Here is a 9,561-nt window from a genome sequence, read left to right as displayed (position 1 = left end):
GAACTGTCTGAGTGTGTTGGCAGGTGACGGCCCATCTACGAACCAAGCTCTTGAGGCTTCAGGGCCACACCGGCCTGTCACCTGCCGCCCGATGATCAGTCGGGGACCATGGTCACAGGGACCACAGTCAACATACAAGGGCCACGGCATGCCGTGGCCGGATTACGCACGGTGGTGGAGTCAGACGGTCAGATAGCGCTGGATCAGATCGTCGTTCAGCTCAGTCATCGGGCCGTTGGCGACCATGCGCCCGCGTTCCATGATGAAGAAACTTTCCGCCGCCCGGCGGGCGAACGGCAGCTTCTGCTCGACCAGCAGCACGGTCAGCCCCAGCTCGGTGTTGAGCTTGCGGATCACGTCGCTGATGTCGCGCACGATGTTGGGCTGAATGCCCTCGGTCGGCTCATCGAGAATCAGCAGCTTGGGGTCGAGCACCAGCGCGCGCCCAATCGCCAGTTGCTGTTGCTGGCCGCCGGACAGGTCGCCGCCGCGGCGGTGTTTCATTTCCTTGAGCACCGGGAACAGCTCGTAAATGTGCGGTGGAATCTGCCGGGCGCGGTCCGGGCGGGCGCCGAGGGAGATTTTCAGGTTCTCTTCCACCGTCAGCAGCGGAAAGATTTCGCGCCCCTGCGGCACATAGCCGATCCCGGAGCGGGCGCGGTTTTCAGTCGAGAGTTTGGTGATGTCGCGGCCCATCAGGCTGATCTGCCCGCTTTTCACCGGCAGCAGGCCGGTGATGCATTTGAGCAGGGTGGTCTTGCCGACGCCGTTGCGGCCGAGCAGGCAACTGCAGCTGCCCTCTTTGAGCTCGAGGTCGAGATCCCAGAGGATGTGGCTCTGGTTGTAGAACTGATTGATGCCTTGAATGCTGAGCATGGTCATTCCCCCAGATAGACTTCGACCACACGCGGGTCATTCTGCACCTGATCCATGGTGCCTTCGGCCAGGACCGAGCCCTGGTGCAGCACGGTGACCTTGCGGGCGATGGAGCGCACGAACGCCATGTCGTGCTCGACCACGATGACCGAGTGACGGCCGGCCAGCGAGGTCAGCAGTTCGGCGGTGTGCTCGACCTCTTCGCCGGTCATGCCAGCGACCGGTTCGTCGACCAGCAGCACCCGCGGGTTCTGCATCAGCAACATGCCGATCTCCAGCCATTGCTTCTGGCCGTGGGAGAGGGCGCCGGCTTCCATGCGGAACTGTTCCTTCAGGCCGATCAGCTTGAGCACCTCGTCGATGCGGTCGAGCTGTTCGCCGGTCAGGCTTTTATTCAGCGTGTACCAGACGTGCTTGTTGGAGGCGGTGGCCAGTTCCAGATTCTCGAACACCGAGAGCGCCTCGAAGATGGTCGGCTTCTGGAACTTGCGGCCGATGCCGCCGCGGGCGATCTCGTGCTCGGACAGTTTCAGCAGGTTCATGCGCTGGCCGAACCAGACGCTGCCGGTGTCCGGGCGAGTCTTGCCGGTGATGACGTCCATCATGGTGGTCTTGCCGGCGCCGTTGGGGCCGATGATGCAGCGCAGCTCACCGTCATCGATGTACAGGTTGAGATTGTTCAGCGCCTTGAAGCCGTCAAAGCTGACGCTGACGTCCTCCACGTAGAGGATCGGGCCGTGGGTGGTGTCGACCTTGGTGGAGAAGTCCGGCGCGGGCTGGACGAAGTCAAAGACCTGATCGCGGCGCCAGGTTTCGCGCAGTTGTTCAAGCGGGTTCATTGTTTGTCTCCCTTGCGGCTGAAGCGGTCGAACAGGCCCACGATGCCCTTGGGCAGCAGCAGGGTTACCAGTACGAACAGACCGCCGAGGATGAACAGCCAGGTTTCCGGTGAGAAGGTGGTGAAGAAGGTCTTGGCGTAGTTGACGCTGAACGCGCCGACGATGGCGCCGAACAGGGTGCCACGGCCGCCGGTTGCGACCCAGACCACCATTTCGATGGAGTTGAGCGGGGAGAACTCGCCCGGGTTGATGATGCCGACCTGCGGCACATAGAGCGCGCCGGCCACCGCCGCCAGCATGGCGGAGAAGACGAACAGCCAGAGCTTGTAGCTTTCGACCTGATAGCCGCTGAAGCGGGTGCGACTTTCGGCGTCGCGGATGGCGATGATCACCCGGCCCATGCGAGAGGTAACGATGTAGCGGCAGGCCATGTAGCCGAGGATCAGGGCAATCGAGGAGGCGACGAACAGCCCGACGCGGGTGGTCTTGGCCGCCAGATCAAAGCCGAGGATTTCCTTGAAGTCGTTCAGGCCGTTGTTGCCGCCAAAGCCCATCTCGTTGCGGAAGAAGGCGAGCATCAGCGCGTAGGTCAGCGCCTGGGTGATGATGGCGAAGTAGACGCCGGTCACCCGTGAACGGAACGCCAGCCAGCCGAATACCAGGGCCAGCAGGCCCGGCACCAGCAGCACCATCAGCATGGCGAACCAGAACATGTCGAAGCCCTGCCAGTACCAGGGCAGCTTGTCCCAGTTGAGCACCACCATGAAGTCCATCAGCTCCGGGTGGCCGTAGACGCCACGGTCGCCGATCTGACGCATCAGGTACATGCCCATGGCGTAGCCGCCCAGGCTGAAGAAGGCGCCGTGGCCGAGCGACAGGATGCCGGCGTAGCCCCAGATCAGGTCGACCGACAGGGCCAGCAGGGCAAAGCAGAGAAACTTGCCGAGCAGGCCGACGGTAAAGTTGGAAACGTACAGCGGTGAGTCGGTCGGCACCGCCAGGTTGAGAATCGGCACGATGATGGTGGTGAGCAGCACCAGGCCCAGCACCAGCATCCCGCCCCGATCACTGAGTAACAGTCGTTGGGTAAGCATACTTCCCTCGTTCAATTCGGTTGTAAAAAGGAAACGGCGGCGGCGATCAGTCAGCCGCGGCGCGCCCTTTCTGCGGGAAGAGTCCCTTGGGTTTCTTCTGGATAAACAGGATCAGCATGATCAGCACCAGCACCTTGGCGAGCATGGCGCCAGCCCAGGGCTCGAGGAAGTTGTTGATCAGGCCGAGGCTCATGGCGCTGACCAGCGTGCCCCAGAGGTTACCCACGCCGCCGAATACCACCACCATGAACGAGTCGATGATGTAGGCCTGGCCGAGGTTGGGGCCGACGTTGGTGATCTGCGACAGCGCGACCCCGGCGACCCCGGCGATACCGGAACCCAGCCCGAAGGTCAGGGCGTCGATCCAGTTGGAACGCACACCCACTGCGCGGGCCATGGCGCGGTTCTGCGAGACGGCGCGGACCTTGAGACCGAGGGTGGTGCGTTTCATCACCAGCAGCAGGGCGAAGAACACCGCCAGCCCGAACAGCAGGATGTACAGACGGGTATAGGTGATTGACAGCACCGGGTTGATGCTCAGGGTGCCGCTGATCCACTCGGGTGAGGTCACCGAGCGGTTGAGTGGGCTGAACAGCGTGCGTACCGCCTGCTGCAGCACCAGACTCAGGCCGAAGGTGGCCAGCAGTGTTTCCAGCGGACGGCCATAGAGGAAGCGAATCACCCCGCGCTCGATGGCGATGCCGACCAGCGCGGTGATCAGAAACGCAGCCGGAATGGCGATCAGCAGGCTCCATTCGATCAGGTTGGGGAACAGCACCTGAATACCCCAGGTGGTGTAGGCGCCGATCATGATCAGCTCGCCGTGGGCCATGTTGATCACGCCCATCACGCCGAAGGTGATGGCCAGGCCGATGGCGGCCAGCAGCAGGATCGAGCCCAGGCTGAGGCCAAAGAATACGTTCTCGATGAAACGGTAGAACTCGATGCGGCCCTGAATGGATTCAATCGCCTTGGCGGCAGCGCTGCGCAACTCGGCGTCTTCGTCGTTCTCGGCGACGCTGCGCAGGGCGTTGCGGGCTTCCTGCTCAAGAGAACCGCTGAGGGTATCGATGGCGGCCATGCGTTGATCGCGGTCGCCCGTTTGCAGGTCGAACAGAGCCAGCGCGGCGTCGATCGCGTCGCTGACGCGGCCGGACTCTTCGGTCGGCTGGTGCTCGCGCAGCAGGGCGGCGGTCTCGCCGTCTACACCGTCACGGATAAAGCGCTGTACGGCGTCATAGCGCTTGTCGCTGTTGGGATGGGTCAGGTTGAGCTGAGCAACCATGCCGCGCAGCTGGGTGCGCAGGCTGTTGTTCACCGGGATGCGGCGCAGGCCGGCGGTGCCGGTCAGGTCTGAGCCATCCAGGGCGTTGGTCAGTTGGTCACCGCTGCGAATGGCGATGACCGGTGGCTTGTCCTTGCTGGCCAGCAGGTCGCCGGCAACAAGGGCGTTGAGAATATCGGCCAGACGTTCGTCTTGATGGGTGGCCAGTTGCTCGACGGTGGCTGCGCGTTGGCGCAGGTTGCCGGTCGCCAGTTGGCTGACCAGTTCGTCGAAGGTGGGTTGGGCAGGGGCTGGTTCAGCCTCCTGGGCGCTGGCGTGCAGGGGCAGACTGCACACACACAGCAGCAGCAAACGGGTAAGCCATTGCTGCACGGCATGCCGGGGTGTCAGACGGCAGATGGAGTTCATGGCATCGTCCTGATTGAGGTTCACGCTGAACATGCAACCGGGGCGTGATGGGCGCCCCGGATACAGGGGCGGGCGCTGGGCCCGCCGTCAGATGGCGGCTGATTACTCGGCGGTGGCGCCGACGCAGCTCTTGGTCTGGGTGTTGTAGTTGCCGCAGCTGATCGGCGCGGTCCAGTCGGAGATCAGGTCCTTGCTGCCTTCCAGGTAGTCGGACCAGGCGTCGCCCGGGACCAGCTCTTCGGTGCGGGAAACGGTCAGGAACTGGCCATCGTCCTGGATTTCACCGATCAGGACCGGCTTGGTGATGTGGTGGTTCGGCAGCATTTTGCTGGTACCGCCAGTCAGGTTCGGAACTTCCACGCCAACCATGGCATCGATGACCTTGTCGGTATCGGTAGTGCCGGCTGCCTCAACCGCTTTGACCCACATGTTGAAGCCGATGTAGTGCGCTTCCATCGGGTCATTGGTGACGCGCTTGGTGTCGCCGATATAGTCGTGCCAGGCCTTGATGAAGGCTTCGTTTTCCGGGGTCTCTTCGCTCATGAAGTAGTTCCAGGCAGCCATGTGGCCGACCAGCGGAGCGGTGTCGATACCGGACAGCTCTTCCTCACCAACGGAGAAGGCTACAACCGGGATGTCTTCGGCGGACACGCCCTGGTTACCCAGTTCGCGGTAGAAGGGTACGTTGGCGTCGCCGTTGATGGTGGATACCACGGCAGTCTTCTTGCCAGCGCTGCCGAAGCGTTTGATTTCAGCAACGATGTTCTGCCAGTCAGCATGGCCGAACGGGGTGTAGTTGATCATGATGTCTTCTTCAGCCACACCGTTGGCCTTCAGATAGGCTTCCAGAATTCGGTTGGTGGTGCGCGGGTAGACGTAGTCGGTACCGGCCAGAACCCAGCGCTCAACGCCGACTTCATCTTTCAGGTAGTCAACCGCCGGAATGGCTTGCTGGTTCGGCGCAGCGCCGGTGTAGAACACGTTGCGGGAGGACTCTTCGCCTTCGTACTGAACCGGGTAGAACAGGATGCCGTTCAGCTCTTCAACCACCGGCAGAACCGATTTGCGCGAAACAGAAGTCCAGCAGCCGAAGATGGCATCGACGCCATGCTGTTCCAGCAGCTCGCGGGTGCGTTCGGCGAACAGCGGCCAGTTGGAGGCCGGGTCAACGACAACGGGTTCGAGCTGTTTGCCGAGCAGGCCGCCTTTCTTGTTCTGCTCTTCGATCAGCATCAGCATGGTGTCTTTCAGGGTGGTTTCCGAGATAGCCATGGTGCCGGACAGCGAATGCAGCACGCCGACCTTGATAGTTTCCTCGGCCTGTGCGCTGAGTGCGCCAAGAGCCATGCCGCAGGCGACGCCGAGTGCGCCGACCTGTTTGACGATCTTCTTCAGAGTCATGTTCCTTTCCTTTCTCTGTTGTTGTCTGAAATTCTGGCTGTTGCTTGATGCTGCTGGTCTGGCCGTGGGGCGCTTGACCATGCAGGCCGTCGTTGGCGAGGCAGCCTGTGACAAGGACAGAGCAGAGAACGTGCCAGCTTTGCCATTGGCTGGCATTGCTCAGGTCAAAGGGCGCTGGAATGGGGGCTGTGGACAGCCCGGCCGAGAATGGGAACGGTTTGCGCGGTGGTGGTCTGCTGTGCCGTGCAGTGGTGCAGTGCACGAATTTGGTGCAAAAGGATGGTGCGTGGTCAGGATTTTGTGCGGGAAGGGCTCAGGGAGTGCCGATAACCCGAGCCGCCTTGCACGGCCCGGGTCTGTTGCGTCAGATCAGCTCGATGGCAACCGCCGTCGCCTCACCACCACCAATACACAGCGAGGCAACGCCACGCTTGCCGCCGGTCTGCTGCAGGGCGTTGATCAGGGTGACGATCAGGCGTGAACCGGTAGAGCCTACCGGGTGACCCTGGGCGCAGGCGCCGCCGTAGATGTTGACCTTGGCGTGGTCGAGGCCGTGCTCGCGCATCGCCAGCATGGTGACCATGGCAAAGGCTTCGTTGATTTCGAACAGGTCGACATCCGCCGCTGTCCAGCCGGTCTTGTTGAACAGGTTGGTCATGGCGCCAATCGGAGCCAGGGTGAACTCGCTCGGATCCTGGCTCTGGGTAGCATGGCCGACGATACGGGCCAGCGGCTTCAGACCGCGGCGCTCGGCTTCAGCGGCGGTCATCAGCACCAGCGCGCTGGCGCCGTCGGAGATGGAGCTGGCGTTGGCAGCGGTGACGGTGCCGTCTTTCTTGAACGCGGGCTTGAGCGTCGGAATCTTGTCCAGATTGGCGTTCAGCGGTTGCTCGTCGTCTTTGACCACGACCTCGCCCTTGCGGGTCTTGACGGTGACCGGGATGATTTCGTTGGCCAGCACGCCGCTTTCGATGGCGGCCTGGGCGCGCTTGAGCGACTCAATCGCGTAGGCGTCCATGTCCTCACGGGTCAGGCCGTTCTGGTCGGCGGTGTCCTGAGCGAAGGAGCCCATCAGGCGGCCGGTACGGGCGTCTTCCAGACCGTCAAAGAACATGTGGTCCTTGATTTCGCCATGACCCATGCGCAGGCCGCTGCGGGCTTTTTCGATGATATAGGGCGCGTTGGACATGCTTTCCATGCCACCGGCAACCATGATGCTGGCGCTGCCGGCCTTGAGGGCGTCGTGTGCCTGCATCACGGCCTTCATGCCGGAGCCGCACAGTTTGTTGATGGTGGTGCAGCCGGTAGCCGCGGGCAGGCCGGCGTTCAGACTGGCCTGGCGGGCCGGGCCCTGCTTGAGGCCGGCGGGCAGAACGCAGCCCATGATCACTTCTTCGACCGCTTCGGCAGGAATGCCGGCACGGCTGACGGCTTCGCGAATGCTGATGGCGCCCAGGTCGACTGCGCTGATGCTGGACAGGCTACCCTGAAAACCACCCATGGGGGTGCGAACGCCACTGACGATTACGATGCTTTGGTCCGACATTACCGGCTCCTGAATAAATGGATGAGACAACGACAAGAGGGTGATCTGAAACTATGAATCAAAGTTCAGTCACAAAACGACTTTGTTTACAATTATACGCATGATGGGTTTAAAGAAAATCCGTATGATGATTTTCGCTTTCTACGGCTTGGCCAATGCAGCTACTCTCGCAAGGCCACGCTAACGTTTTCCAACTTATGCCATGCCCTGACAATCCTAAGAATAGTAGGTCATCCAATGCTCAATACTCGTATCCTCAAGCCGGCCGACGAGGCACGCTCCACTCCGCTGCTGATCAAAAACCTGCTGCTGACCGGGCAGCGTTATGAGCGCACGCAGGAAATCATCTATCGCGATCTGGTTCGCTACGACTACCGCACCTTCAACGAGCGCATCCGTCGTCTGGCCAACGCCCTGACCAAGGCCGGCGTCAAGGCTGGGGATACCGTTGCGATGATGGACTGGGACAGTCATCGCTATCTGGAGTGCATGTTCGCAGTGCCGATGTTGGGTGCTGTCATGCATACCATCAACGTCCGTTTGTCACCGGATCAGATTCTCTACACCATGAACCACGCTGAAGACGTGGTGGTGCTGATCAACAGTGAGTTTGTGCCGATCTACAAGGCTATTGAAAATGACCTGACCACGGTCACCACGACTATCCTGCTGACCGACGAAGACGATAAAACCGCCGACCTCCCAGGCTTTGCAGGAGAGTATGAGCAACTGCTGGCCGCGGCTGAACCAACCTACGAGTTTGCCGATTTCGATGAGAACTCGGTTGCTACGACCTTCTATACAACGGGCACCACCGGTAACCCCAAGGGTGTGTACTTCACCCATCGTCAGCTGGTTCTGCACACGTTGGGGCAGGCGGCTTCACTGTCTGCGCTCGACAGCATTCGCCAGCTCGGCAACCGTGATGTGTACATGCCGATCACGCCGATGTTCCACGTTCATGCCTGGGGCATCCCGTATACCGCCACCATGCTGGGGATCAAGCAGGTCTATCCGGGCCGTTACGAGCCCGAACGTCTGGTGCAGATGATCAAGGATCACAAGGTGACGTTCTCGCACTGTGTTCCGACCATTCTGCAGATGGTTCTGAACGCCGAAGGTGCGAAGGACTTCGACTTTGGCGGCATGCGCGTGATCATCGGTGGCAGCGCACTGAATCGTTCGCTGTATCTGGCGGCCAAGGCCAAGGGCATGCAGCTGGGCGCCGCATACGGTATGTCGGAAACCTGCCCGATGATCTCTGCCGGCTACCTTAACCTGGAGCTTGAGCAGGCATCGGAAGACGAGCAGATCGCTCATCGCATCAAGGCTGGTGTGCCCGGTCCGCTGGTCGAGGCGCAGATCATGGCAGCGGATGGCACTCTGCTGCCGCAGGACGGTGAGACCCAGGGCGAGCTGGTGCTGCGCGCACCCTGGCTGACCCAGGGCTATTTCCGCGAGCCGGAGAAGAGTCAGGAACTGTGGGCCGGCGGCTGGATGCACACCGGTGACGTGGCAACCATCAGCCCGATGGGCTTTATCGAGATTCGCGACCGCATCAAGGATGTGATCAAGACCGGCGGTGAGTGGCTGTCGTCCCTCGAGCTTGAGGACCTGATCAGCCGCAGTCCGCTGGTTGCTGAAGTAGCGGTGGTGGGCGTGCCTGACCCGCGCTGGGACGAGCGTCCGTTCGCATTGATTGTCCCCGCCGCCGGTCAGACAGTCACCGCAGACGCGATGGCCGAGCACCTGATGCCCTTTGTTGAAGAGGGGCATATCAACAAGTGGGCGATTCCGCGTCAGATTGCGGTAGTGACGGAAATCCCCAAGACCAGCGTCGGCAAGCTCGACAAGAAGCGCATTCGCACTGAAATCGCCGGCTGGCTGGACGCCGGTGCGGAGTGCATTTCCTCGCTCGCCTGATTCGTCTGTCAGTGAATGACCGCATCGTTTTTACGATGCGGTTTTTTTTGGTTCTTCACGGAATCCCGGGAAAGACAGAAACAAGAACGCCGATTTGAGGGATGATGTTAGTGCGAACAAACACATCCACAAACCGGCGTTCTTGTGCACGATATTAATACGTTTCTGCCCTTTTGGGAGGGCTTTTCT

7 protein-coding genes are annotated in these 9,561 nt (G+C 61.1%); 1 reads left to right on the top strand and 6 read right to left on the bottom strand.

The window, feature by feature from the left end:
- Window positions 1-180 precede the first annotated feature (180 nt).
- The 6 genes from urtE to AC13EY_RS05290 form a co-directional block, all read right to left on the bottom strand.
- Window positions 181-876 carry an urea ABC transporter ATP-binding subunit UrtE gene (urtE, locus tag AC13EY_RS05315; RefSeq protein WP_233049026.1) on the bottom strand — a complete coding sequence of 232 codons (696 nt, stop codon included), beginning with the start codon at window positions 874-876 and terminating at the stop codon, window positions 181-183.
- Window positions 877-878: 2 nt separating this feature from the next.
- Window positions 879-1,715, bottom strand: a complete 837-nt coding sequence (gene urtD, locus AC13EY_RS05310) for an urea ABC transporter ATP-binding protein UrtD (protein WP_096003906.1) — start codon at window positions 1,713-1,715, stop codon at window positions 879-881.
- Window positions 1,712-2,824, bottom strand: a complete 1,113-nt coding sequence (urtC, locus tag AC13EY_RS05305) for an urea ABC transporter permease subunit UrtC (protein WP_373289814.1) — start codon at window positions 2,822-2,824, stop codon at window positions 1,712-1,714. Before urtC ends, urtD begins: the two co-directional genes overlap by 4 nt.
- A gap of 31 nt (window positions 2,825-2,855) precedes the next feature.
- Window positions 2,856-4,502 (bottom strand): urea ABC transporter permease subunit UrtB, encoded by a 1,647-nt coding sequence (gene urtB, locus AC13EY_RS05300; protein ID WP_335599390.1) that lies wholly within the window; start codon window positions 4,500-4,502, stop codon window positions 2,856-2,858.
- Between the two features lie 102 nt (window positions 4,503-4,604).
- Window positions 4,605-5,849 (bottom strand): urea ABC transporter substrate-binding protein, encoded by a 1,245-nt coding sequence (urtA, locus tag AC13EY_RS05295; protein WP_335599399.1) that lies wholly within the window; start codon window positions 5,847-5,849, stop codon window positions 4,605-4,607.
- 418 nt (window positions 5,850-6,267) lie between these two features.
- Window positions 6,268-7,449 (bottom strand): acetyl-CoA C-acyltransferase, encoded by a 1,182-nt coding sequence (locus AC13EY_RS05290; RefSeq protein ID WP_228247732.1) that lies wholly within the window; start codon window positions 7,447-7,449, stop codon window positions 6,268-6,270.
- A 237-nt stretch (window positions 7,450-7,686) separates the two neighbouring features.
- Here AC13EY_RS05290 and AC13EY_RS05285 point away from each other — a divergent pair, with 237 nt between their 5' ends.
- Window positions 7,687-9,372 (top strand): fatty acid--CoA ligase, encoded by a 1,686-nt coding sequence (locus AC13EY_RS05285; RefSeq protein ID WP_335599391.1) that lies wholly within the window; start codon window positions 7,687-7,689, stop codon window positions 9,370-9,372.
- Window positions 9,373-9,561 lie beyond the last annotated feature (189 nt).

Source organism: Halopseudomonas sp. L-58, assembly GCF_056859475.1.
Note: the sequence above shows the minus strand (reverse complement) of the source record. Positions and strands in the feature narration are given on the sequence as shown.